Consider the following 25626-nt stretch of genomic DNA (forward strand, 5'->3'; position numbering starts at 1 on the left):
GTTTGTGCCCCGTCCGCACGCGTCTGCATGAAAACTTAACCATCCGTGGCTCGCGGGACAAGAAAAGCTGGATGCGGGCGGGGTGAAAATACTGGATTCTCGGGCCCCTTTCGCTTAAGCTGCGGTGACGGAATTGATCGCTTTGCTTCTCTTTTTTTGCGGGTACTTTTGCGATGGCCAGTTCGTCTTGCTTCCGCCAGTGGGTGTTGGTGGTATGTCTTACGTTGGGTTTTGGTTGGTCGGCCGTGGCGGCGTTCAACGTCGGCGCGCGCGTCGAAGCCAGTCGCAATGGCAAGTGGGTGCCCGGCACGGTGATCGATTGGAATGGCACTCGGGTCACGGTTCGCCTGGACGACGACGGCTCGATGCCCGACTTGGCGCCCGACAAGTTGGAGAAGCGGCTCACTCGGACGTTCTTCGAGTCGGAACTTCGAGCGCTCGAAGGGGGCGCGGCGGCCCCCGCAGCGAGTCCCCTTTCTCGCCCACGACCGCGTGGGTTTGGCCGCCCCGAGTTTCCGCGCGGACGGGCCGAGATGCCGCCAAGCGTTTCGCCGTTTGCAGAAGGCCCCGTGGCTGAAACCCGAACCTGGTCGGATGCTTCCGGCAAGTTCAAGATCGAGGCGAGCTATCGCGGCATGAATGGCGAAAAGGTGATTCTCGAGAAGTCCGATGGGTCGCGAATCGAAGTTCCCTTGGCGAAGCTTGCCTCCGCGGATCAGGAGTACGTGAGTTCGCAGGGAGGCGATCCCGACAACCCGTTCGCCGTGGCCGCCACCCCGGCACCGCTCGGGACACCGATGGGGGCACCGCAAGGACAAATGCTGACGGCCAATAAGTCGAAGGCCACCACGCTCGCACCGCAAACCTTCAGCGAGTGGACGTTCGCCCCCAAAACCATCACCAAGACAACGGCCAAGAACCTCCAGCCGCGGACCGTGCTGCTGCAACCGCTGCCGGATTCGAAGCCCTTCTTCGAAGACTTCGGACAGCTATTCCTTTCCGCCTCGGGAGAGCGGGCGACGCTGGTCCGCAAGCGGGGCGCGGTGGGGGGGGACGATCAGTGGTACATCGAGCAAATCGATCTGACGTCCGGCAAGTCCATCTGCTGTGCGACCCTTCCGCCCGAACACAAAGTGCTGGCGGTCGAAGGAGACATGGGCTTGGTGGCCTATCGTTCTGACGATTTTCATGACGACAACACAACGTTGATGATTGGTCAATTGCAAGGCGGGCAGTTGGTGCCAAAGACCGCCTGGGAGCCGTACAAAGAAGAGAGCTTTGGCCCCAGCAAAGAGACCGAGGCCGCGTGGTTCCTGCCGGGTGGCCACCTGATGACCGTGAACGGGCATGGCGAGGTCATGACCGTGTGGGACATCAAGACGGCCGAAGCGTTGACGCTCATTCCCGTTTCCCGCGGCTTTGGCGACGACGACGTGGCGATGAGCCCCGATGGGCAGTACATGGCCATCAAGATGAAAGCCGGCATCGCCCTTGTCGACTTGGTGGAGGGCGAGCACGTCGCCACGATCGAGACGGGCGAGTTTGGTACGTCGATGTTGCACAAGCTGGCGATCAGCCCCAACAACGACAAGCTTGCTGGCATGACGCACCAAGGAGCGATCGTGTGGGATCTGACCACCGGCAAACCAACCGAGGTGCTCGACCACCAAACCATGTTCCCCTCAGGCGACCTGCAATGGGCAGGCGACTTTTTGTTCCACCAGAACCAGTACCTCTACGACATGCCGCGGCAGATACTGCTGTGGGAATTCGATGGCATCTCGATGCACAATGGCCAAAGCGTGATCAACAATGGCATGCTTTGCATGGTGGCCAAGGATCACGAAAGTGCGACGCTGCGGTGCATGCCCTTCCCGACGAAGCAAATGGTCGACAAGGCTGCGAGCCTCGGCCCCCCCGGTTCGCTAGTCGTTGCCCAAGCGGGCGATCCGGTTGCCATTAAAATTGACGTCGACGAGCACATCATCTCTGCTAGCGAGGTCCGGGCGGCGCTCGAGGCCAACCTCGCGAAGGCGGGCTACGTGGTGTCCGACAAGTCGGACACGGTGCTGACGGCGATCTGCAAGCAGCTTCCTTCGCAATCCATCAAGATCAACAAGGGGCGGTTTCATTTCCATGCTCGCCCCGAAGACATCGTCGAGCACACGATCACCCCCAGCCCCTCGTCGCTCACCCTCACCTACAAGGGCCAGAGCGTCTGGCGGCAGAGCAATATGGGCCAACCGGGCGGAGCCATTTGGTTGAACGATGGCGAATCGATCGAGCAGGCACTCGCACGCCTTACCACCCCCAATACCAAGCTGATCACCGATTCGAAGATCCCGGCGACCGTCGTGCGGCCTGGCACCGCCAGCAGCAACGGCGCTTACGGCGTGACCGATCTCAATAGCGGTGTCAGTGGCGGTGGGCGGTTCGAGTAATCCCCCTACCCGCGCAGCACCATCACCGCGCAAAAGAACACGATCGCCGCCACCGCGGCCCACAGCACCCACAGCCGCGGTTCTTCCTTGCGCATCGACGCGACGGGCATCGCCGGGAGTTCGCGGAGCAGTTTGCGCGACTTCTCTTCGCCAAACTCTTCGACCAGGTGCTGGATCAAATACCCTTCGACCGCGCGAGCGCTGAACGGGCGTTTGTTGGGATCCTTCTCCAGTAGCTGCATCACCATCTTCGACAGCCACTCGGGGCACTCGACGCCGCGCTCGGCTAGTGGCAGGGGCTCGTTGTGCAGGTGCTGGTCCCACACCTGGGCGAAGTTCGCCCCCATGAACGGCGGCTTCCCCGTGAGCATCTCGTACATCACGCAGCCGAGCGAGTAGAGGTCGGCCTTGGAGCTCATCTGCGCGTCGGCGCGAATCTGCTCGGGGGCCATGTAGGCGTAAGTGCCGACCGTCACGCCATGGTCGGTGATCTCGGCCGAGTAGGTATCGCGGGCGATGCCGAAGTCGCCGAGCACCAGGTTGCCCTCGGCGTCGAAGAACAAATTGCTCGGCTTCAAGTCGCGGTGGATGATGCCATGGTTGTGGGCGTGCTGCAGCGCTGATGCGATCTGCACCGAGTAGGCCGCGACTTGCGGCCAGGGAATCGGTCCCTTTTGCAGTCGGTCTTTGAGCGAACCGTGATCGAGCAGCTGCATCGCGTAGAAATACTGCCCGTCCAACATGCCACCGCCATAGTGGCGGACGATGTGCGGATGGTTGAGGCGCTCCATGATGGTGATTTCGCGCTCAAAGCGATTCACGATGTTCTGGTCGCCCGAAACATTGGGGTGCAGCAGCTTCACCGCGACCGGCTCGGGGATGTCGGGGCTGGTAGCCCGGTACACCACGCCCACAGTCCCCATGCCAAGCTGCTCGCCGAGCGAGAACGTGGCCTTGGTGGGCAGGAATTTGAGCTTGCGGACCGCCATCGAAAACCAAGCGAGAGACGAGGATTAGCAAAGAAGCGGGAAGCCGAATCACCGCCGATTGGCTCGTGTCTCTTAAGTTTCGCGGAATTAGGGGCCGGGGGCAAGCAAGGCCGCCCAACCTGCGAGCCGGGTCGTCCCCGACCCCGGAAGGCCTCTAACCGTGTGTATGTCGTCATGGTTTCGAAAGTCCGGGGTCGAGGACGACCCGGCTCGCTTGGTGCTCTTGGAGAGAAACTGGGGACGTAGGGAGAGAATCGCTACTCTTCGCGTTTTCCTGCGGAAAATTAATTCGGCCGGACCTGTAACACCCCATCCCGACTCGCGTAGGAGAAGAGGTGACGCCCTCCAACCAGCACGTGCTGGGGCCCCGTGCCGCGACAATCTCGCCTCGGGGTGGTATTTTAATAGTTGGTCGCTGCGACCCTCCGAAGTCCGAAAGGTGTTAGATCCATGACACTCGCTAGTATCGCCGAACAAACCCATCTTCGTGATTACTCCGAATCGGAAGAGGTGGCGAACACCATCACCCACGGCCTGGGAGCCCTGGCCGCCGCGGTCGGTATGGTGCTGCTCGCGATTTGGACCTTCCAACAGGGAAGCGTATGGCACATCATCGGCACCAGCGTGTTCGGCATCACCATGGTGGTGCTGTATGCCGCCTCGACCATCTACCACGCTGTGCCCCAGCAGTTGGAAGAGGCCAAGCAGCGGTGGCGGCGGTACGACCAGTCGGCCATCTACCTGCTGATCGCCGGCAGCTACACCCCGTTCATCCTGGCCAACATGCGGACGCCAATCGGCTGGAGCCTGCTCGGCTTTGTGTGGATCGTCGCGGCGTTTGGCATTTATGGCGAGCTCGCCGAACGCACCCACTCCACCAACATTCGCACTGCGATCTACGTGGCGATGGGCTGGTCGGCCCTGTTCGCCATCGGACCGATCCTGCAAGTGATGCCAATGGCCGGCATGGTGCTCATTGGGCTCGGCGGAGCGGCCTACTCGATTGGCGTCGTCTTCTTCCTCTGGCGGCAACTCCGCTACCACCACGCCGTGTGGCACCTGTTCGTGATCGCGGGTACCGCGTTCCACTATGCCGCCGTGGTCCTCTGCACGCTGTCTCCCGCTGCGGTCGTCTAGCGACGAGTTCGCTCCGGGGATTCGGGCGGTTTATACTGAAATCCTTGCGCAAGGTGTGGGAGGAGTCTCTGACTCCGAAGATCGGGGGTCGGAGACCCCTCCTACAGTAAGCATGGACTCCGCGCCTACCGCTAACCCTTGGAGCGTCTCGATGTTCCCGCGCCTGCAGCATCACATTCGTGTCTCGGCCAACAAGCATGGCCTCACCTCGCGGCGTGACTTCCTCCGCGCGGTGGGCGTCGCCGGCACGGCACTCGGGGCGATGACGTGGACCGATCGCATCGCGCTCGCAGCGGACGATCTGCGGAAGCGCAACAAGGCGTGCATCCTGTTGTGGATGTCGGGCGGACCAAGCCAGTTCGAGACATTCAGCCCCAAGCCCGATCACGCGAACGGTGGCGAGACCAAAGCGATCTCGACCGCGGTGCCCGGCATTCAGATCGCCGAGAACCTGCCCCGCGTGGCCGACGTGATGGACGAGATTGCCATCATTCGTTCGATGACCAGCAAAGAGGGCAGCCACCCGCGAGCCAGCTTCTACATGCACCACGGCTACCTTCCGATGGGAGGCGTAAAGTTCCCGACGCTTGGTTCGAACGTCGTCCATCAGATCGGCGACGCCGCGAACGAACTGCCGAGCTTCGTCCGCATTGGTGCGCGGGTTCAGGGGGGCGGCAACGCGGGATTCCTGGGGGTCGACTACGACCCCCTGGTGCTCGACAACCCGACGCAGCCGCCGGCAAACAGCTCGCCCACCACCAGCCGCGACCGCTATCTGCGTCGACTTGGACTGCTGCAAGGACTCGACAGCGAATTCGCACGGGCCGAAGGAACCGACTTGGTGAACGACCACCGCAAGCTCGTGGACGCCGCGAGCGACATGATCCTGAGCCCCAAGATGGAAGCGTTCGACATCCAGCAGGAAAGCGACGCGATGCGCACCGCGTATGGCGAGTCGAAGTTCGGTGCCGGATGTTTGATGGCTCGACGGCTCATCGAGCGCGGCGTGACGTTCGTCGAGGTGAACGTCGGTGGCTGGGACACTCACGACGATAACTTCTCGCGCGTGGCGACGCTCACCAATGAAATCGACCAACCGATGGCCCAGCTCATCGCCGACCTTCGCCAACGTGGCATGCTCGACGACACTCTGGTGGTGTGGATGGGCGAGTTCGGCCGCACGCCGAAGATCAACGCCCGCAGCGGCCGCGATCACTTCCCCCGGGCGTTCAACGTGGCCCTCGCCGGAGGCGGCGTCCGCGGCGGCCAAGTCATCGGCGAAACCGACGCCAGCGGCGCCGAAGTCACCGAGCGCCCCGTGCAAGTAAAAGAACTGTTCGCCAGCATCTACACCCTGCTAGGCATCGAACCCAAACACGAAAACATGAGCCTCATCGGCCGGCCGATTCAACTAGTCGACGAAGGCGAAGCGGTGATGGAATTGTTCGGCTAGTTGAGCGCTCCAAGTCATTCCGGCGGAGCCCCTGTCATTCTGAGGGAGCCCCAGCGACCGAAGAATCTCGCCCCTTGCCACGCTTGAAACGCAGCCAAGCAAGACGCGCCCGCGAATAACGCGAATCCTCGCGAATTGAGGGAATGCTGCGGACGAGCTTTCTGCGAAGTAGAACGCTCCAGATTTCTTCGTCCCCTTCGTTTCCTTCTGTTCCAAATCCCCCCGAACTCTTGCGAGTCCGACTACCAATCGATATCCGCGACCATCCTGCCAAATCCGCGTTCATCCGCGTCCTATTCTTTCTTTCCCTTCCTCCTGTGTCCTCCGTGCGCTCCGTGGTTGGTCCGCACTTCTGGGGGCTCGTGGAACTCGTCCCCAGCCACCCAACGTCCTCTCTTTTTTCTCTCGTTCCGTTCTGTTCCAAATCTTCCCCACGGACGTTCGGCTACTAGCGTCTCTATTCGTCTCCCCCTAAAATCCTCGGCACACAACATTCTCACTTCACGTGGAGGTTTCTCATGCGGATCGGACTACGGACGGCAGAGGCGATGGTCGAGGGCTCCGAAGACTACATGTGCGCCGAGCCCGAGATTGCCATTGGCGAACTCGACGGCCCGCTCGGCACCGCGCTCGCCACGCTACTCGGCGACCAAGTGAAGGGCCACACTCGCGTATTCGCCATCCTGAACTGCGACGTCCAAGTTCGCCCCGCGACGCTCATGGTCAGCAAGGTCACGGTCTCCGACGGTGCCTACACCAACGTCCTGATGGGTAGCGTCCAAGCCGGCATCGCGAATGGCGTCTTAGACTGTGTTCGCGAAGGAATCATCGACCGCACCAAAGCCAACGAGCTCGGCATCATCTACAGCGTGTGGCTCGACCCGAGCGTCACGAAGGTCAATGAAATCAACCACGCCGAACTCTTCGACGTCCACCGCGCCGCGACCGTCAAGGTGATCAAGAAAGCCCTCGCCAACGAACCCTCGATCGACTGGCTCCTCGAAAACCAAGAGAAGGTCACTCACTTCTACCACGACCTGGGTTTGAAGAAGGGTTTGTAGAGCACGCGATCGAGCCCCGAAGGGGCCTAACATGACAGCCCAGGGGAAGCGGAGGTGAGGAACGAACCGCAGCGCAGCCCTGGGTGTGCTGAGGAGCCCACAATGGACATGTCGTATCAGTACGTGGAACGTGAACTCGCAGAAGTGCTACTATCGGCAAGACAATTGCTGCCAGCGGAAGCATTTGCCGAAGCTAGCCATTACAGGGACCACAATGAATTTGAGCTAGCGCTCGATACCATAGCTGCGACGATTGCCGCATCAGGTACACAAGTCAGTCCCCAGCTGTACGCGAGATTTACTTCGCTCGGAAACAAACTGCAGATGGACGAAAGTTATTGGGAGAATATTCGCCCTAAGAGCTAACTCGCATCTTCGCCAATATACGTCTCGGGGAAAGCTGACGAACAGAGAGCACCGTGGACACCGAGTGGAGAGAGCGCCCATGTGAGCCGGGTCGTCCCCGACCCCGGAAAACTTCGGAACACTAATCCACGCTAATCGACACTAATCAAGTTCCTATTAGTGTCGATTAGCGAAGATTAGTGTTCCAAAATCTTCTCCGTGCCCTTCGTGCCCTCTGTGGTTCAAAAACTTCCGCATCACAGCCCACCCAGCCACCGGAACAAATTACTCCAGAACGGCACGTACCCCTCCCACTCCAAGAACCGCGGCGAGCCCCAGTGGGGCAGGATGTCCGACGTGAAGCACGCCATCCGTCCCGCGCCGGCCTGCTCGGTCACTAACAACGGATCGCCCGTCTTCGGAAACGCCAGCACCGTCTCGCCACGCTTCGGCAACACGCGGTTGTAACCCAAGAAGTCGGGCCACTCGGTCGGCAGGCCCGCCAGGATCGGATGCTCCGCCATCGCGATCTCCGGCACGCAACCCTCGGGCACTTCCATCCGGTCGTCGTGCGGCAATATCCCCACCGGCAGAATCTCGGCCAGCGGGCTGAACGCGTAGTGGGCCTTGCCGTGAAAACCTCCGAACGACATCCAGCCTCCCACCATCGCCAGCCCGCCACCCTGCGCGACGTACTCACCAAGTAATGCCAGTCGATTTGGCACGATCGCCCCGGCAAGCGTATCGGGATGCAGCAGAAAACTGTCGGCCGGCGCGTCGGAAATCACAATCGCGTCGTACTGCGACATCTCGTCAACGGTTAGCGGGAAGCGGAGCGACACCTCATGGTTCGGCATGAACGTGAAATCGAACCCCAATCCCTCGAACCGCTTCAGGAACGGCTCAAGCGACAACGAGCAGTAGCCGGTTTCGTAAGACGCAAACCCCTTGAAGTGCGTATGGATCTTGTAAACCGTCTCGCCAACGATCAACACACGAACACCCTGCGACGAACTAGCCACGCTGCTCTCCCCGACAGTGCATGAATGAAACGCCGCGTCATCTTAGTTTCTCGTACCCGAACTCGCCAGAATCCGGGCAGGCAACAAACTGGAGGAAACGAGAGATCAGAGGAGAGAGTACGAGAAAACAGAAACGAGAAATAGAAAACAGGAGAAAACGGAGAAAACAGAGGGAAGGAAAGAGAGACGAACAGAAGGCAACCAAGGGAACAAAGGAGATGCCGAGTAGCCCCGAAGGGGCGCGACATGCCAGCCCAGGGGAAGCGAAGGCGAGGTACGAGCCGCAGCGCAGCCCTGGGTGAGCTCGTTTAACGCCCAGCCGCAGGCGCCGGCTACCTCCAACGTAAGAGAAACCTCCGGGTGCCTGGGGGCTCGCGGAATTCGTCCCCAATCACCCGTTCTTCGTTCCTACCACCAGTACCGAAATCCAAACAGCATCTGTGGTATCTGTGCGTCTTCGATGTCGACGTACTCGAAACCGGTGTAGAGCTCGCCATCCAGCCACTGCGCGCCAATCGTCGTGCGGATGCGAAACAAGCTGGCGTTGCCGAGGGTGCCCAGGTCGATTTCGCTCGACCAAACAACAGGGTGAATGGGCAAAACGTCGACACCGTAGGTGAAGTTAAACCCGATGTCGCCGTCCGAGGCGTTGAGCCAGTTCAGTCCAACACCACTACGCCAGGTGGTGCGCGGATTCTGTACGAAGCGGAACACCAGGTTGGCATCTCCCAGAGCGAGATGGTCCGTACCGCTAGGCAGGTCTTCGTAGTAGTTGGTCCACGACGACTCGATCGAAGTGCGCAACAGCGGAGAGTCGATCTGCAGTCGCGTCCCCACACTCTGCATATCGCCATAGTTGGTGCCGTACTCGGCCTGAGCTCTGGCCGAGGCGACGATGTAGTTCGAACTGCAGAACCATTCGGAGTCTTTGAAGGGCAAGTGATCGAACTCCTCGCAATAACCAGCGAAGCGTTCGTAACCGGGTTCGTCGAACGTCGAGTACGGAATCCAATACGGCGCCGCTACGACCGCAAGCACCAAGTAGGTGACGGCATCATCGAAGGAGTCGTTGCTGTCGTCCCAGGGATCGTCCCAGGAGTCGTTCGACGGTTCGCGCGGCGTGGACGGCGCACTCGGCGGATCGGGAGCATGCACCCCCTCGCGTACTTGCTCCAGTTCCTCACCAAAGCTCGGCGCAGCAACCACCACCCACGCGAGCGCAGTTCGAACGACAACGGCGAGACGGTTCATGGCCAGTCCGCGTGCGTAGGGTGAGAAGAAGAAGAGTGGGGCGAGGCAGGGTACGCGCAACCCGCAACCGACGTCAACGGAGAATCCGGAACAAGGCTCCGGGTGCCTGGGGACGAGCTAACCACAGAGAACACAGAGAGCTCAGAGAGAAAAGAAAAAGAATAGGACGCGGATCGTCGCGGATTGGGCAGGATTACCGGGGATAAGAAGAGACGTGCGAACATCTGACCGAGTGAGCCGGGTCGTCCCCGACCCCGGATGATCTTCGGGAACACTAATCCACGCTAATCGACACTTATCAATTCCTATTAGCGAAGATTAGCGCAGATTAGTGTTCCTCCCTTAATCCGCGACCATCCTGCCCAATCCGCGTTCCTCCGCGTCCTATTTTTCTTTCCTCCTGTGTCCTCCGTGCTCGCCGTGTTTGGCCTTAATCTCTGGGGCTCGCGGAACTCGTCCCCAGCCACCCGAAGCTCTCTCTCTTTTCTCCGTTTACACCCCGAACTCTTGCGAGTCCGGCTACGAACATTCTCGAGTTTCCGCCAAGAAAAAGACTTGAAAGTACTCGCGCGTACGTTCCAATGAGGGCAGGGGAACGTCTGTTCATAAACCACCGTCTCCGGTTGTTGCACCCAAGCGTGCAAAATTGTTTCACGTGAAACAATTTCTCAAGTTCGGGTGCCTCACCACCGGAGGCCAACCAAACCGCGCCAAATCGTTTCACGTGAAACAATTTGCTCAACTCGCGCCCGCGATCCGCCGAAACCCCTTAGCCGAGAGGTGCCGTCGGCGGAGGGTGGATTCCGGACTGCCAGCCGATTCGCCTCAGGGCGTCCCGGTTTTCGGAGCTCGATGCCGAAAATCCGGACCGGCTGGTAGCCGTTGTGGGTATTTTGCCCAATCGGTATAATCCGAAATTCGTTTTACCTAACCTACCAAGTCACTCTTGCCCCGCAATTTCGCGGGCCGGCGTGTCGATGGTGCAATAGCGGCTAGCGCATCCCTGGCGACTTTCGAACCCCCGAGCGTTTCCCATGCGTTTTTGGCTGCTTGATGCTATCGAATCGTTTACCCCGGGCGAGACGCTCACCGGTGTGAAGACGGTTAGCTACAGCGAAGATTACCTGGAGGACCACTTTCCGGAGTTTCCCGTGCTCCCCGGCGTGTTCATGCTCGAGGCGGCGACCCAGGCGGCTGCCTGGCTGTTGCGGCTCACCGACAACATGGCCGACACGATCGTGGTGCTCCGCGAAGCGAAGAACATCAAATACGCCAGCTTTGTTCCGCCCGGCCGGCAGCTCCGCGTGACGGTCGAGCAGATCAAAAAAGACGAGCGCCTGGCGACCTTCAAGGTCGAGGGCACCGTCGGCGAACAAACTACACTGAGCGGGCGCATTGTCCTGGAGCGTTACAGCCTAGCCGACAGCGACCCCGATCAAGCGGAAACTGACGCCCGCGTGCGAACTTACCTGAGCAAGGTCGCCCGCGCGATCGCGAAACCCGAGATGCTTCCCGCCTGCGTGCGGGTTTAGAGAGACGCTTGGCGAGCAACGGCTGATAGTTGTTTTCCATGAGCTACGAAAATCGAAATACCCCTAGAGGAGTTTGAGGCCATGCCCTCGCAAGAAGAGATCTTCGCCAAGGTTCAAGAAGCACTGGTCGACGCACTGGGCGTGGACGAGGACGAAGTGACCCCCGAGGCGACCCTGCAGGGCGACCTGGACGCCGAGTCGATCGACTTCCTGGACATCGTGTTCCGTCTGGAGAAGAGCTTCGACATCAAGATCGAGCGGGGCGAACTGTTCCCCGAAGACATCCTGACCAACAGCGAGTATGTCGCTGACGGCAAGGTAAACGCCACCGGCATTGCGAAGCTCAAGGAGCGGATGCCGTTCGCGAATCTGTCGAAGTTCGAAGCCAATCCGCAGGTTCAAAACCTGGGCAAGCAGCTCACCGTTGGCGACATGTGCGCGTTCGTCGAGCACAAGCTGTCCGCGTAAAGCTCTAATGACCAAAAACCCACTGACCAATGACCAAGTTCCCACTGGTCATTGGTCATTTCACATTGGTCATTCACCCTGTCGCTAAGTCCCTCGAGAAAACGTCCCCATGCGCTGGTTCTGGGTCGATCGCTTCACCGAGTTCGTCGCGTCGTCGCATGCCGTCGGCCATAAGGGCGTTGCGCTGTCCGACAACTTCATGCACGACCACTGGGACGCCTATCCCACAATGCCTCACTCGCTGATGGCCGAGGGAATGGCGCAGACGGGTGGCCTGTTGGTGAGTGAGATCTACGAGTTCAAAGAACTGGTGGTGCTCGCCAAGTTCTCGAAGCTGGTGTTTCATGGAATCACACGAGGCGGCGAAACCATCACCTACCGTGCACAGATCGACAACCTCCGCGACGTTGGTGCGGTAGTGTTGGTCACGGGGCATGTCGGCGACGAGCTGCGTGCCGAGGGCGAGATCTTCTTCGCGCGATTGCAAAAGGGTGGCGACACGGGCGAGATGCGTTCGGCCGACATGCCGATGCGTCTGTTCGACCCCAAGGACCTGGCTCACTGGCTCCACCTGGTTGGCATCTTCGAAGTCGGCGTCAAGCAAGACGGCACCCGCATGCGGGCCCAGGACTACGGCCTGCCGCTGGAGATGGCGGGAAAGTGAGTAGGTTAGTAAGTGAGTAGGTGAGTAGGTGTTGGATTGCAACACCTACTCACTTACTCACCTACTAACTAGCGTGACGATCTTACTCCCCATGCGTATAATCTCCCGCCCCTCAAACCACCCTCAGGACCTCCCATGAAACGTCGAGTTGTCGTCACCGGTGTTGGTTGTGTTACGCCGCTGGGTACTACGGTGCCGGCGCTTTGGGCGAACTTGATGGAGGGGAAGAGCGGCGTCGGCATGACCACGCTGTTCGATGCGAGTAACTTCCCGACGAAGATCGCCGCGGAAGTCCGCGACTGGTCGATCGCCGCCGAGGGCGAGGACGCCGCCGAATGGGCCCACCGCGGCCGCCACACTCGCTTTGCCGCCGGCGCTGCGAAGCAGGCGATGAACGACTCGGGTTTGCTTGGCACCGTCGATCCGCAGCGGCTGGGTGTCTACCTCGGTGCGGGCGAAGGGCAGCAGGACTTCGATGCGTTTAGTCGTATGATGGTGGCCTCGCTCGCTGGCGGGCAGTTCGACCTTGGGACGTTCGTCCGCCGAGGCCTTGATGAGCTCGACCCGCAGCTCGAACTCGAGCAAGAACCGAACATGCCCGCGGCTTACCTCGCCGCGATGTTCAACGCGCAGGGGCCCAACGTCAACTGCTTGACCGCGTGTGCCGCCAGCAGCCAAGCGATTGGCGAAGCGACCGAGATGATCCGCCGCGGCGATGTCGATGCGATGCTCTCCGGCGGGGCGCATAGCATGATTCATCCGTTTGGCGTCACCGGTTTTAACTTGCTCACGGCACTCTCCGAGCGCAACGACAACCCGCAGGCGGCGAGTCGGCCGTTCGATCGCGATCGCGATGGCTTCGTCCTCGGCGAAGGGGCGTCGATGGTGGTGCTCGAAGAGTACGAACACGCCCGCAAGCGTGGGGCGACCATCTACGGCGAGCTCGCCGGCTACGGCACCACTGCCGACGCGTTCCGCATCACCGACACGCACCCCGAGGGCCGCGGCGCGACGACGTGTATCAACATGGCGCTCGCCGACGCGGGGATGACGCCGCAGGACATCCACTACATCAACGCCCACGGCACCAGCACGACGGTGAACGACAAGGTGGAGACGTTGTCGATCAAGCAGGCGTTTGGCGACCACGCGTACAAGGTTCCCGTGTCGAGCACCAAGAGCATGACGGGCCACCTGATCGCAGCGGCTGGCGCGACCGAGCTGATCATCTGCCTGATGGCGATGAAGCACAACGTCGCACCACCCACGATCAATTACGAAACGCCCGACCCCAACTGCGACCTCGACTACGTGCCGAACGTGCCGCGCGAGGTGCCGATCAAAACCACGCTGTCGAACAGCTTTGGCTTCGGCGGGCAGAACATCACGCTGATCGCCACGGCGGTGTAAGAAACGTTCTTGCACTATGTCATCCTGAGGATGTTCTGCGTGTGTCATCCTGAAGGAGCCCGCCCCTGTGTCATCCTGAGGGAGCCTAGGCGACTGAAGGATCTCTGTTCCATTTGGTTTGGGTTCGAACGCGGACTGGATGGATGTGGAGCGATTTACTTAGGGGCGAGATTCTTCAGTCGCCGGGGCTCCCTCAGAATGACAAAGGTTCTGCGTGCCGGGGATTCTTTTATTGGTAGTCGGACTCGCAAGAGTTCGGGCGAACCAAGGGCGGCCCGAATTCTTGCGAATCCGGCTACGGGTTTATATTGAGTGTGCGGCCCTTTCTAGATCGTCCGGGGCCGAGGACAGCCCGGCTCACGGTGATCAGGGCGTTCTTCTTTTGAGTTGCTACGGCTGCGCCGGTTGGGTTACAATCCGACGCATTGCTGGAAGAGCGCCTAGTGCTAAATAGTGAGGGGGGACGAGCGTGGTGAATCCGAACGGCGATCTGGAAGCTCGGCAAGGAACGGACAATCTCGAACCGCTCAATCCTTATGAGTCGGCTGCAATCAGCGTCGAAGCAACCAATGCGGAGGGAACTCTCAATCCCTGGTTCTCGATGATGAACGATCCCCGCGCTACGGTGCGGCAGTTGATCGATTCTCCAAGGCGAGGGCGGGCGTTTCTTCTTGCAATGCTCAGCGGGGTGTTCACCTTCGTCGTCTACGTTGGTCTGTCGTACCCTCCGCTGGAGGAAGACGTTTGGCTCCGGTTCATCTTGCTTGCCATGAGCGTGGTTTTCGGCGCAGTGTTTGGCGTGGTACATGTCTTTCTTCACGGCTTGGCATGCGCGTTCGTTGGGCGATCGTTGGGAGGCACGGGAACAAGTCGCGAATGCCGTACGGCGATCGCGTGGAGTAAGGTGCCGAGCATGTGGCTGCTGCCCCTGTATCTTGCAGCAAGTGTTTACGCGTGTACTCTCGGTTTTGAGATCCTGGTGTTGGCGGATAATAGCTCGGGGTCGGATGACATCCAGCTGGATTACGTTCCTTGGATTAAAACGGCGATCGGCGTGGCGGCCGTCGTGTCCGTTTGGCAGTTGTACCTCGCTTCGCAGGGCGTGGGAGAGGCGCATCGGTTTCGAAGTCTCCGGGGATTTGCGACGGTGTTCATCGGCGGGGCGATTGCCACGGCACTGCTTGTTGCCGTGCTCGCGACGTTAGATTTTTTACTCGCTGTGGCCTAGCGGACTCACAAGTGCCTGCCGTGCGTGGTCCAAATGGCGAGTCCTTTGCAGTTGGTACGACTCCGGCCGTTGGGTTACAATCTCCCGCGATAGCTTGAAGTAAGATTAGTTTCAACTTGCGAGGGGGTAAGCGTGGAGAATTCGACCGACGAACTAGGCTTTCCGAAGCGACAGGATGATTTCGCCGCGCAGAATCCCTTCGTGTCGCCCCTGGCGGTGGAGAGCCGCGAACATGGTTATGTCACTCGCTCGGGCGAGCCGCTGTATCCGTGGGTTTCGATGTGGACGAAGCCGCGAGAGACGGTGCGGCAGCAGCTAGACAACGACCCCACCCGCAATGTTCTGCTGCTTGGCGTGTTGACGGGCGTTGCTGGACAAGCGGGCAACAACGTGATGGCAATGGCACCTGAATTGGGTCAGCGCGTGGCCACTCTAGTCGCGCTCGTTCTCGTTGGAGCGATCTTCGGAGTTATCTGGCTATATGTAAGTGCCTGGCTGGTCGGGGTTGCGGGCCGCTTATTGGGTGGCGTCGCACGGGCGCTCGAGTGTAGGACGGCGCTGGCGTGGAGCACGGTTCCAGGGCTTTGGATGGCACCGCTGAATGCCTTGATTGGGATCCACTATTTGACAACAGGTCCGGCCGCCATTCTCGTTCAGCGCCCCGGTGGGCCACCCGTGACCATATGGGCGCAGTTTGCCATCATGCCTCCTTGGACATGGGTCATCATGTCGCTGGGAATGTTGGTGGTACTCTGGCAGATCGTCGTGGCATCGCGGGCTGTTGGCGAGGCACATCAGTTCTCGAGCCTGCGTGGCTTCGGAACGTTGATCTTGACGTTCTTTGTGGTAATCGCCCTGGTGATCGCCGTAGCGATTGCGGTTGCAGTGTTCCTGGTATTAATCGCGATGACGATTTGAAGTGGTTCCACTTCGTGGAGCTCGAAGGGGTCAGTTGCTTCGTTTGCTTCTGTTCAACCTCTCCCCGAACTCTTGCGAGTCCGGCTACGAGCGAGCATCCGCGTTCAATCGCGTCCTATTCTTTTTTACCTCCGCGGCCTCTGTGCTCTCTGTGGTCAGCTTTAATCTCTGGGGGCTCGCAGGACTCGTCCCCAGCCACCCAGCATCCTCTCTTGTTACAGAGCCTCAGTACTAGAGTGCACAAAGTCGCTCTAGGGGTGCCAGAATTCTGGACAATTTGGCTACTTTTTCGGAGGCTCTGCCTTCGCATCGGCGCATAAAAAAAGGCCGCACCGGCGAAATCCGTTTCGCCTAGGTGCGGCCTACAGCGTGAGTCCGTTCACGCGATAGTCGGGCTTGTACTCGCAGAGCCCGGGAGCACGCAACACCAGTTGTGTGCGTGCTCGCGGGGCCTTGTGCGAAGGTTCTCAATAAGGCCCGATTGGAGTCGGGTTGCAATTGAGGAAGTCACGCGGGCCGCGGGTCGTGTAGTACGGGTAGGCCGTTTGAGCCGCGGGCGGACCAGGGTTGAAGTTGTACATGGCATCGGTGTGGCCCGCATAGGGACCGCCGATCATGGACTTGACGTGCTGGCAGCAGGGGCACTGGCCTTGGCCACCGCACGAGCAATTCGCCATGATGCTGCGGATCTTCATGCAGCAACCACAACGTCCTTGGCCACCACAGGTGCAAGCACCCATCTGACCACAACCGCCACCCTGACAGCCACCGGGACCACAACCTTGGCCACCGTAGCACCCACCATTGCCGCAAGCGTCGCCACAGCCGGGGCAATCGATAGCACAGCTCACGGCACGATCGACGGCACCGCTGCAGTCACCACACATGCCGCATCCCTGGCAGCCTTCGCCGTAGGGACACTCCATGTCGGTGACGCCGATGCCGGGCGTGTCGAAGGCGGCGCGCTGGATGAGCGGACGCGGTGCGTTGCGGTTCATTGCTTGCTGCGACGCGATGGGGCCACGGGAGTTCATCCCGTTGAGGCCCGAGCAGCCAACGCTGCTGGCGGCGCACAGCAGCACCGCGGCTAGAATACGAATCATCGAGTTTTCCCCCCCAAGAAATCGAAAAGAGCGCGAGTAGTTCTGGATCATGCGCCCATGTTTTCCGTACCACTGGTATCGGCGGCACAACCGGTATACTCCAATAAAACGCGGTAGCTCCATATGAAGCGACAAGGTGCGTAGAATGGGAAGACCTTACCGCCAGGCCATGCCGACGCGCTAGCAACTCAACGAAACGAAAGCCCAGCCATGGACGAAAACCCTGAAATCCAAAGCGGCCCGCGGTTTGGTATCGGGCTGCTGATCATGATCACGACGCTGTTCGCCGTGGCAGCCGCGGCGGTTGGGGGACTGTGGCGCGGCGGCGAAGACCGCCCGTTCTTCGTGCTATTCACGCTCATCGCGCCGGGGCTGACGCTGATCCTGATTAGCTTGTGGCAGCAACTGACGCGGAGACGCTAGCACGTGTGGTAAGCATCCTGCTTGCCAGAACTTAGCGCAGGGAAGACCCGCAAGCTGGAAGCTTACGCCACGAAGTGGGGAACCACAGTGGGCACGGAGGACACGAGAGAAAAGAAGAATAGGTCGCGGATGAACGCGGATTGGGCAGGATGAACGCGGATTGTGAATTGGTAGCCGGACTCGCAAGAGTTCGGGGAGGTTTTGAACAGATGGGAACGAAGGGATCGAAGAAAGAAGAGAGAGCTTCGGGTGGCTGGGGACGAGTTTCACGAGCCCCCAGAAGTGAAGGCTGACCACAGAGAGCACAGAGGACACAGGAGGAAAGAAGAAAGAATAGGATCAAGGGAGGAACACTAATCTTCGCTAATAGGAATTTGATTAGTGCAGATTAGCGTGGATTAGTGTTCCCGAGAATCATCCGGGGTCGGGGACGACCCGGCTCACACGGAGCGATGTTCCCACGTTTCTTCTTATCCGCGGTAATCCTGCCCAATCCGCGTTCATCCGCGTCCTATTCTTTTCTCTCTGTGTTTGCTACCAGGGTGCGCGGCGGCTCGTTCCTCACCTTGCGACCCTTCGCTCTGTTGTGGTTCCACTTCGTGGAACTGCTGCAATCAATGCGTGCTTATCTCTCGGTTCCCTGCGTCCTCTGTGTTCTCCGTGGTTGGCTTGTTCCTCTGGGGGCTCGTGGAACTCGTCCCCAGGCACCCGCAGTTCTCTCTTATGTCGGAGGTAGCCGGCGCCTGCGGCTGGGCGTTAAACGAGATTGGTCTCTGTGTTCTCTGTGGTTCCACTAACCCAGGGCTGCGCTGCGGCTCGTACCTCGCCTTCGCTTCCCCTGGGCTGGCATGTCGCGCCCCTTCGGGGCTGTATTAACGATTTCATCGTTCCTGTTCCAACTGCTCCTTTCTTCTCTCTGTTCCCTCCGTTTCCTCCTGTTTCCTACCTGCCCGAATTCTGGCGAACTCGGCTACGGGCCAAGATCGCAAGCTGGAAGCTTACGCCACGGGGGTGCTAGCAGGGTGGTTTAGTTTGTGGGTGACGGGGACTAAGTGCGCTAGCGTTGCTGCGCGGGGCGTGCTGGCGGCGCGAGCGGTCGATATTGGTCGAAGTGGCGGCATCTGCTAAAAGCCAGGTCGCCCTTGCTTGCATCCATCCCCCCGCGCCCGCCGTTTCGCCATGTCTAGCTTCAGCCGTGTCTTGAAGATCGCGCTTCGTCATCGCGCGAACGTGATCGCTTGCATGTTCACTTCGCTGATCGTGGCGATCTTGTGGGCGGGTAGCCTGTCGGCCGTGTACTGGGTGGTCGACGTGGTGATGCTGGACAAATCGATCCCTCAGTGGATGAACGAAGAGGTCGCGGACAGCCAGAAGCAGATTGCCGAGGCCGAGGCGAAGATTGCCGAGCTGTCGGTCGACAAAGAGGCTAATTACAGTGCCATCTCGCGTGAGCAGTTCAAGCTCGACGCACAGCAGGTCCGCGAGAAGACGTTTACCTACTTCGCCCCCATCGCGACGCGGTGGCTTCCGACCACGCCGTTCGAGACGCTTGTCGTGGTGTGTGCCGCGTTAATGGTCAGCACGCTACTGAAGAACTTCGTTCGCGTAATCAATCAAGTGCTTATCTCGCGGCTCGGGAATCGCGTTGGTTTCGAGCTTCGCAAGCAGTTCTACGAACACCTGATGCGGCTCGATATGGCCGCCTACAGCCATCAAGGTCGCGGCGACTTGATGAATCGCTGCACTACGGACCTCAACGCCATGAGCCTCGGCGTGCAGACGCTGTTCGGCATGGCGGTTCGCGAACCGCTGAAGATGATCGCGTGCATCGCTGGCGCTGCGTTCGTCAGTTGGCGGTTGCTGCTGATCACCATTATCGTGGTTCCGCCAGCGGCCTACATGATCACGGTGCTCGCCAAGTCACTGAAGCGGGCGAATCGCCGGGCGATGGAAGAACTTTCGAGCATTTACGAAACGCTTACCGAGACGCTGACCGGCATGAAGCTGATCAAGGCGTTTACGATGGAGCAGGCCGAGCGCGATAAGTTCGAGCAGTCGGCCCACGTTTATTACCGTCGGCAGATGCGGATCGCGACCTACAACTCGCTGGTGAGCCCGCTGACTGAGAACCTGGGCATGGCGATGGTGCTGACGGCGGCTCTCGTAGGTGGTTACTTGGTGCTGGGGCATCACACGCACTTGTTTGGATGGATTCCGATCAGCAACCAGGCCATCACGCATGGCGACATGGCGATGTTCTTCGCGATGCTCGTGGGCATGAGCGATCCCGCGCGGCGTTTGTCCACGGTGTTCAACGACCTCCAGCAATCGGCGGCCGCGAGCGATCGTGTGTTCCAGGTACTCGACACCGAGCCGAAGATCAAAGACCCCGCGCATCCCAAGCCGCTGCCGAAGCTGACCAAAGCCCTACGGTTCGAGAACATTTCGTTTGGCTACAACGAAGACAACCCGGTGCTGCACGACATCAATCTGGAAGTCGCGGCGGGCGAGACCATTGCGATCGTCGGCACGAACGGTTGCGGCAAGACCACGCTGTTGTCGCTGGTGCCGCGGTTCTACGACGCGAACGAAGGCCGTGTGACGATCGATGGCGTCGACATTGCCGATGTGAAGCTGCACGATCTGCGTTCGCGGATCGGCATGGTGTCGCAAGAGACGCTGCTGTTTAACGCGACGGTCGCCGAGAACATTGCCTACGGCGCGGGCGACGTGCCGATGTTTCAGATCGAGGCGGCAGCGCGCAAGGCGCACGCGCATCAGTTCATCACCGAGCGGCTTACGAATGGTTACGAGACCATCGTCGGCCCTGGTGGCAACCGTCTTAGCGGCGGCCAGCGTCAACGCATCGCGCTCGCGCGGGCGATTCTCCGCGATCCGGAGATTCTGATTCTCGACGAAGCGACCAGCCAGATCGACCTGGAGAGCGAAAAGCTGATTCACCAGGTGCTCGACGAGTTCACTCGCAACCGCACCACGCTGATCATCACGCACCGCATGAGCACGATCTCGCTCGCCGACCGCGTGGTGGTGATGGACAAGGGCGAGATCCTCGACGCCGGCAGCCACGAGTTGTTGCTCGCCCGGTGCGACGTCTATCGCCGGTTGTTCCATATTGGATACCGCGAGAGCGCGTAGCCCCTAGTACCTCCCTACTCCGTATGGAGAAGACCTTCTGGACGACTCTGCGATTGGTGGCACGGGTGGCTGGGGACGAGTTCCGCGAGCCCCCAGGGGGTCACGGTTTGGGGGGCACCGACACTTGCCCGCTTGGTTTGTGCTCGGTGTGAAGACTTCGATCGGGCACGTGTCGGTGTCGCTTGCGACAAGAGGTATTCGAGTACTCCCAAGCCTGAAGCCTCTTGTGCTGCGCACACCGACAATCGGCCGAACAGAATTTGCTTGAGTGACACCGTTGACCCCGTCCGACTGTCGGTGCCACCCGCGTAGGTAGTAGGAAGATTTGGGAACACTAATCCGCGCTAATAGGAAGACATTAGTGGGGATTAGCGTGGATTCGTGTTCCTGAAAAAGTCCGGGGCCGGGGACGGCCCGGCTCACACGAGGCGATGTTCCTAAGTTTCATTTTATCCGCGGTGATCCTGCCCAATCCGCGTTCATCCGCGTCCTATTCTTCTGCCTCTCAGTCTTCTGTGTTCTCTGTGGTTAGTCCTTCCACTGGGGGCTCGCAGGACTCGTCCCCAGGCACCCGGACGTTTCTCTACCGCGCTCCCAGGGCTGCGCTTCGGCTCGTTCCTCGCCTCCGCTTCCCCTGGGCTGACATGTTGGGCCCCTTCGGGGCAATCGTCGCGATTTGCTAGCGACCCGCCCGGTGGTGGGGTTTGGCGTTCAGATTCCCGCAGATTGCCCCCGTTTGCTCATCGTTACGACCCGGGGCTACAATGGGGGGCTCAATCCTTTCGCCCTTGGCGAGACATTGAAGGAACAAATTAGGAGACTGGAATGCTGCATCGATTGATCACCACCGCGCTGGTAGCCGTTACGTTTACGATGGTTGCTGACGTCAATGGACAACTTCTGGGTCGCCGTCGCGCCGATGCGCGTGAGCTGAAGGCGATGGAAGAGTATTACGACGAGCTCGAGGATTACTACGACGATCGCAACCCTCGCTTGGCTCGCGAGGCCGAGCGGATGGAGAAGTACTACGAGGACCTGCGGAAGGGTCGCGCTCAAGAGGCGCCGATTGTTTCGCTACCCGTGCTGCGAAGTTTGGTTCCGCCACGCCTTCGCCAACCTGCTTATCAGGAGCGATCGGTACTGGTTCCCGCGGCGTCGAGCGACGCCGAGCAAGAAGCGCCGCCGGCTGCTGGTGAACCGACCACCGCCCCGAACAATGGTCGCTGGCAGACGTGGGGTGGCGATGCTCCCCCCGCGGCGCCTTCGCCGGAAGGTGCAGCGGCTGGTGAGCCAACGCTGGCCCCCGCGCCGACCGAGGCATTCCGTGTGCCGACCGATGCCCCCGCGCCCGCTAGTGAGCTCCGCTTTCCGGAAGGAGGCGCCCTCGATCCTCAGGGTCAGTTGAAGCAGTCGCACGCCGCGCTGGTTGGTAGCCTTGAGAAACTCGCCGAGAAGAGCCCCGCGGCGGTCGCACAGTGGATGGGTTACCTCGCGCTTCCACGCCCGGCGGGGGAGAGCATGGGAATGACGGAGTACTTCACCACGTCGACCGGCCGCGAGCAATTGGTCGAGACGCTCGATCGGTACAACAGCGTGGCGGCCAACCCGCAGTTCGCTGCCATCTCGCGGCTGGAGTCGTTCGACCAGACTCGCGTGGCGATCGAAGGAATGCTGAACTGGCTGGAGCAACAGCCGACGCTCGCCGAGCCAGGCCAGAGCGTGGCAGGGCAGGCCGATGGTGCCGAGGAACTACCGGTTCCTCCGGCTAGCTAAGCTGCGACAGGTGGCCGGACGGCTTGCGTTGTGCCACGATAAAAATGCCGGACGGCTTACGCCGTTTCGCTATGAGGTGTAGGTAAACTTTGCATCGCGCGGCGCGCTTCCATTCGAGGCACGCCGCGCGAAGCTTTGCGCTCTTTGACGACTTCTCTTGCGGGCGAACTTCTGCCTGCTGCGCAAACCTCGCTCGATGTTCTGCGGTTGGCGCGCGAGGGGGGTGGAAATCTGCTCGGCGGGGGTCGCGATTCGTTTGCACCCCCTTGTTTAGCGTGTAGTGTTTCAGTGCCGGCGATGGCAATGACACCTAACGAACGCTAAGCAACTCTTGAGACGCCGTTCGCTGTGCCTGGTGCTTCACGAAGGACGCCAGCCTTCCAATCCTTCCCTACCTGCGAGATGGAACAGAACCATGTACAAGTTAGCCTTGCTCAGTGTGGTCATGCTTAGCATGGCCGCCAGCACCGGCTGCGGCTGCCTCGGCCTAACGCGGCAGCATACGCAGACCGTTGCGATGCCCGCGGTGCAGTGTGCCCCGATGTGTGCTCCGACGTGTTGCCCCGATCCGTGCGCCTGTGGTGGCGGTGGCGGGATGATGATGGGTCAACCGACGTTCGCTCCTTAAGAAACGGGCGACGACGCGATTGACGCGATGGATGAACTAAAAATTGAAAACTTGACGTATTGTGGGAGGGGTCTCCGACCCCGATTGAGTCGGTTGGAGATATTTGCCTAGCGATTTGCTTAAGACGATTTCTTGATTCGCGCGATGGCCCTCTTGCGGCCGCGGGTGTGGTGCCTTGCGGCGACGCGGGCCTCGCAATTCTGGACGCCAACCGGTTTCTTCCCCCTCCCAAAGAACCGGTTGGCGTCCGTTTTTTATGCGCTGATGGCAAGGCAGGGGAAGTCGATTAGAATGTCCGCACTATGGACATGACACGAATCGAACGCGACTCCCAGATTCGCACCACCGCCATGGTGGTGCTGACCTTCATCGCCGTAGCAGCCTCGCTGTATTACTTGCGCGAGGTGCTGCTGCCCTTCGTGCTCGCTCTGTTCATCGGCAGCGGCCTGGTGCCCATTCTGAACGCGATGCAGAAGTGGTTCGAATCGTCCCGCGCGTTTGCGGTGTTCGTGACGTTCCTCGTATCGATCGCCGCCACGAGCCTGCTGCTGGTGACCATCTGGTTTTCGGTTGCAGGGCTGCTAAGTAGCACGGGGCCGTACAGCGCGGGTGTCGACAAGATGCTCGATCACATCGGCGAGATGCTGGAGAAGATCTATCCGACCGAGAAAGAAGAGCTTCCGAACGAGGACTCAGAAACTCCAGCACCGGCGACCGACGACGAAGCGGACTCGCTAGAGGCGTTTGCCGCGGCTCAAGCAGCCGACCAGTCCACGCCTGCGAATCGTTGGGCACCGCTCCAGGCGTTCTTCGTGGGGCGAATGGACAGCATCATTCGTCTGACGGCCAACGAGTTGATCTCGCTGTTTGCCAGCGGGCTGTTGGTGATGATCTTCTTGTTCTTCATGCTCCTGGGCGGAAGTCAGACGAAGATACCGGAGAACAATCTGTGGCGTGACGTGGACATGCACGTCCGCGAGTACATCGTGACCAAGACGATCATCTCGCTGGTTACCGCCGTGCTGTGCGGCGTTGTGCTGTGGATGTTTGGCGTGCCACTGGCGTTTGTGCTGGGGATGTTGGTGTTCCTATTGAACTTCATCCCGAACCTCGGACCGATCATCGCCAACTTGCTTCCCGTGCCGCTAGTGTGGGTGTTGATCGAAGCAACGTGGGCCTACGACGGACTGCCTGAAGAAGCGCGGAAGGGAATGGTCGATCCTGACATGAGCGTGTTCAAAGGCGTTCTGGTGATCGTGCTGGTGGGGATCATCCAGTTCGTCAGCGGCAACGTGTTCGAGACCAAGATCATGGGCGATCAATTCCGCCTGCACCCGATCGCCATCCTGTTGTCGCTCATGTTCTGGTACATGATCTGGGGCATGGTCGGCGCGTTCCTCGCGGTGCCTATCACGTCGGCGCTGAAGATCGTGTTCGCCGAGCTGGAGAACACAAAGCCAGTGGCGGATCTCTTAGAGGGAAATCTCACGATCCTGGCCAAACGCCCCGACCAACCGGCGACGGTCTAGTCGCAATTGGAGTCGAGAGAACTCCGGGTGGCTGGGGACGAGTTCCACGAGCCCCCAGAGGAAGGACTGAACCACAGAGAACACGGAGGCCACGGGAGGAAAAGAAGAATAGGACGCGGATGAACGCGGATTGGGCAGGATAGCCGCGGATTTTGATTGGTAGCCGGACTCGCAAGAGTTCGGGCGAACCAGGGGCGGCCCGAATTCTTGCGAATCCAGCTACAGAAAGATCGCAAGCTGGAAGCTTACGCCACGAAAATAATCCGGGGTCGGGGACGACCCGGCTCACACGAGGTGTGATCCTGATTTTCTCTGCGTCCTCTGTGCTCTCCGTGGTTCGTTCTTACACCATCGGAGATTCGCTGCGGTCGTGGAGCGCGCTGAAGTAGAGCATCGACGATTCGGGTTTCTCTTCGGCGTCGTCGTCCAGCATCTTCAGGCCGGCGGCCATCACGTCGCGGCGGCTGATTTGGCCTAAGAGCGTGCCGTCTTCGTCCACCACGGCCAAGCGGCGGAAGTTGGTGAGCAGGAACACTTGGGCAATCGACAACAGGTCGGTGTCGGGGCGGATGGTCCGGGCCTGCGTGTCCATGAACGCGCCGACGCTGTTGGTCGGCAGCGAGTCGTACGCCGCGTCGAGGATCACGTGCATCGCGCACTTCTCGCTGAACACGCCGAGGTACTTGCCCTGGGCGTCGACCACCGGCGCGCCCGAGATGCGATTCTTGAGCAAGACGCGCACGGCATCGAGCACGTCGACATGCGGGCTGAGTTTCACCAAGCGGGTGACCATGATATCTCGGGCTTCGAGTGTCATGCGTGGATCCTCCGGACGAGAAGTGAGGGGAGTAGCTATTTCAATTATACGCACTACTTCAGCAGTCCAAGCACGCTGAGGCAGGGAAGACGAGCGATTGTTGAAAGTGCACAGGCGTTGTGCGAAAGTGCCCAACGACCAAGTTGCTGTTTTGTGGAGCGCGGCCAGATGATGAGTAGATTCAGAAGAGAAGTAGCGTTTGGGCTGGCCGGGTGAAGTATAGCAGCGAGGTTTTCGGCGGACCAAGTGAAATCTGACGAGAAAGGCCGGAATAGATT

21 protein-coding genes are annotated in these 25626 nt (G+C 60.0%); 16 read left to right on the forward strand and 5 right to left on the reverse strand.

The window, feature by feature from the left end; genetic code table 11:
- Window positions 1-173: 173 nt before the first annotated feature.
- Window positions 174-2441, forward strand: coding sequence for an SHD1 domain-containing protein (locus SH292x_RS00565; RefSeq protein ID WP_442483621.1), 2268 nt, complete (start codon window positions 174-176; stop codon window positions 2439-2441).
- Between the two features lie 5 nt (window positions 2442-2446).
- Here SH292x_RS00565 and SH292x_RS00570 read toward each other — a convergent pair whose 3' ends face one another.
- A complete protein-coding gene (locus SH292x_RS00570; protein ID WP_442483622.1) occupies window positions 2447-3430 on the reverse strand; it encodes a serine/threonine protein kinase in 984 nt (327 codons plus the stop codon).
- 450 nt (window positions 3431-3880) lie between these two features.
- Here SH292x_RS00570 and trhA point away from each other — a divergent pair, with 450 nt between their 5' ends.
- The 4 genes from trhA to SH292x_RS00590 all read left to right on the forward strand — a co-directional run bounded on the left by trhA (window position 3881) and on the right by SH292x_RS00590 (window position 7447).
- Window positions 3881-4567 (forward strand): PAQR family membrane homeostasis protein TrhA, encoded by a 687-nt coding sequence (trhA, locus tag SH292x_RS00575; protein WP_442483623.1) that lies wholly within the window; start codon window positions 3881-3883, stop codon window positions 4565-4567.
- Between the two features lie 151 nt (window positions 4568-4718).
- Entirely contained in the window at window positions 4719-6020 is a 1302-nt protein-coding gene (locus SH292x_RS00580) for a DUF1501 domain-containing protein (RefSeq protein WP_442483624.1), read from the forward strand.
- A 518-nt stretch (window positions 6021-6538) separates the two neighbouring features.
- The gene (locus SH292x_RS00585) at window positions 6539-7081 is read left to right on the forward strand and encodes a formaldehyde-activating enzyme (RefSeq protein WP_442483625.1); all 543 of its coding nucleotides are present in this window, start codon (window positions 6539-6541) and stop codon (window positions 7079-7081) included.
- A 102-nt stretch (window positions 7082-7183) separates the two neighbouring features.
- On the forward strand, window positions 7184-7447 hold the full coding sequence (locus SH292x_RS00590) for a hypothetical protein (RefSeq protein ID WP_442483626.1): 264 nt from the start codon (window positions 7184-7186) through the stop codon (window positions 7445-7447).
- A 236-nt stretch (window positions 7448-7683) separates the two neighbouring features.
- On the opposite strand, the gene SH292x_RS00595 is transcribed toward SH292x_RS00590, so the two are convergent.
- Both SH292x_RS00595 and SH292x_RS00600 read right to left on the reverse strand, forming a co-directional pair.
- Window positions 7684-8448, reverse strand: a complete 765-nt coding sequence (locus tag SH292x_RS00595) for a glutamine amidotransferase (RefSeq protein ID WP_442483627.1) — start codon at window positions 8446-8448, stop codon at window positions 7684-7686.
- A 408-nt stretch (window positions 8449-8856) separates the two neighbouring features.
- Window positions 8857-9699 (reverse strand): hypothetical protein, encoded by an 843-nt coding sequence (locus SH292x_RS00600; RefSeq protein WP_442483628.1) that lies wholly within the window; start codon window positions 9697-9699, stop codon window positions 8857-8859.
- Window positions 9700-10733: 1034 nt separating this feature from the next.
- Here SH292x_RS00600 and SH292x_RS00605 point away from each other — a divergent pair.
- The 6 genes from SH292x_RS00605 to SH292x_RS00630 all read left to right on the forward strand — a co-directional run bounded on the left by SH292x_RS00605 (window position 10734) and on the right by SH292x_RS00630 (window position 15919).
- Window positions 10734-11231 (forward strand): 3-hydroxyacyl-ACP dehydratase FabZ family protein, encoded by a 498-nt coding sequence (locus SH292x_RS00605; protein WP_442483629.1) that lies wholly within the window; start codon window positions 10734-10736, stop codon window positions 11229-11231.
- 81 nt (window positions 11232-11312) lie between these two features.
- Window positions 11313-11699, forward strand: a complete 387-nt coding sequence (locus SH292x_RS00610) for an acyl carrier protein (RefSeq protein WP_442483630.1) — start codon at window positions 11313-11315, stop codon at window positions 11697-11699.
- A gap of 109 nt (window positions 11700-11808) precedes the next feature.
- Complete coding sequence (locus tag SH292x_RS00615; RefSeq protein WP_442483631.1) at window positions 11809-12363, forward strand: 3-hydroxyacyl-ACP dehydratase FabZ family protein; 555 nt, start codon at window positions 11809-11811, stop codon at window positions 12361-12363.
- A 135-nt stretch (window positions 12364-12498) separates the two neighbouring features.
- Window positions 12499-13773 carry a beta-ketoacyl-[acyl-carrier-protein] synthase family protein gene (locus tag SH292x_RS00620; RefSeq protein ID WP_442483632.1) on the forward strand — a complete coding sequence of 425 codons (1275 nt, stop codon included), beginning with the start codon at window positions 12499-12501 and terminating at the stop codon, window positions 13771-13773.
- A 469-nt stretch (window positions 13774-14242) separates the two neighbouring features.
- Complete coding sequence (locus tag SH292x_RS00625) at window positions 14243-15001, forward strand: Yip1 family protein (protein ID WP_442483633.1); 759 nt, start codon at window positions 14243-14245, stop codon at window positions 14999-15001.
- A 132-nt stretch (window positions 15002-15133) separates the two neighbouring features.
- Window positions 15134-15919, forward strand: a complete 786-nt coding sequence (locus tag SH292x_RS00630; RefSeq protein ID WP_442483634.1) for a Yip1 family protein — start codon at window positions 15134-15136, stop codon at window positions 15917-15919.
- 467 nt (window positions 15920-16386) lie between these two features.
- On the opposite strand, the gene SH292x_RS00635 is transcribed toward SH292x_RS00630, so the two are convergent.
- Window positions 16387-17022, reverse strand: a complete 636-nt coding sequence (locus SH292x_RS00635) for a hypothetical protein (protein WP_442483635.1) — start codon at window positions 17020-17022, stop codon at window positions 16387-16389.
- Between the two features lie 210 nt (window positions 17023-17232).
- Here SH292x_RS00635 and SH292x_RS00640 point away from each other — a divergent pair, with 210 nt between their 5' ends.
- The 5 genes from SH292x_RS00640 to SH292x_RS00660 all read left to right on the forward strand — a co-directional run bounded on the left by SH292x_RS00640 (window position 17233) and on the right by SH292x_RS00660 (window position 24531).
- Window positions 17233-17445, forward strand: a complete 213-nt coding sequence (locus tag SH292x_RS00640; RefSeq protein ID WP_442483636.1) for a hypothetical protein — start codon at window positions 17233-17235, stop codon at window positions 17443-17445.
- Window positions 17446-18624: 1179 nt separating this feature from the next.
- Entirely contained in the window at window positions 18625-20601 is a 1977-nt protein-coding gene (locus tag SH292x_RS00645; protein WP_442483637.1) for an ABC transporter ATP-binding protein, read from the forward strand.
- Between the two features lie 825 nt (window positions 20602-21426).
- A complete protein-coding gene (locus SH292x_RS00650) occupies window positions 21427-22374 on the forward strand; it encodes a hypothetical protein (RefSeq protein ID WP_442483638.1) in 948 nt (315 codons plus the stop codon).
- A gap of 415 nt (window positions 22375-22789) precedes the next feature.
- Window positions 22790-23002: a hypothetical protein gene (locus SH292x_RS00655; RefSeq protein WP_442483639.1), complete on the forward strand. Its 213-nt coding sequence runs from the start codon at window positions 22790-22792 to the stop codon at window positions 23000-23002.
- 308 nt (window positions 23003-23310) lie between these two features.
- Window positions 23311-24531: an AI-2E family transporter gene (locus tag SH292x_RS00660; RefSeq protein ID WP_442483640.1), complete on the forward strand. Its 1221-nt coding sequence runs from the start codon at window positions 23311-23313 to the stop codon at window positions 24529-24531.
- A 343-nt stretch (window positions 24532-24874) separates the two neighbouring features.
- Here SH292x_RS00660 and SH292x_RS00665 read toward each other — a convergent pair whose 3' ends face one another.
- A complete protein-coding gene (locus tag SH292x_RS00665) occupies window positions 24875-25348 on the reverse strand; it encodes a CBS domain-containing protein (protein WP_442483641.1) in 474 nt (157 codons plus the stop codon).
- Window positions 25349-25626: the final 278 nt, after the last annotated feature.

Origin of the sequence: Aeoliella fuhlenseeensis (genome assembly GCF_052161615.1) — a bacterium.
In the GTDB taxonomy this organism is placed as follows: Bacteria; Planctomycetota; Planctomycetia; order Pirellulales; family Lacipirellulaceae; genus Aeoliella.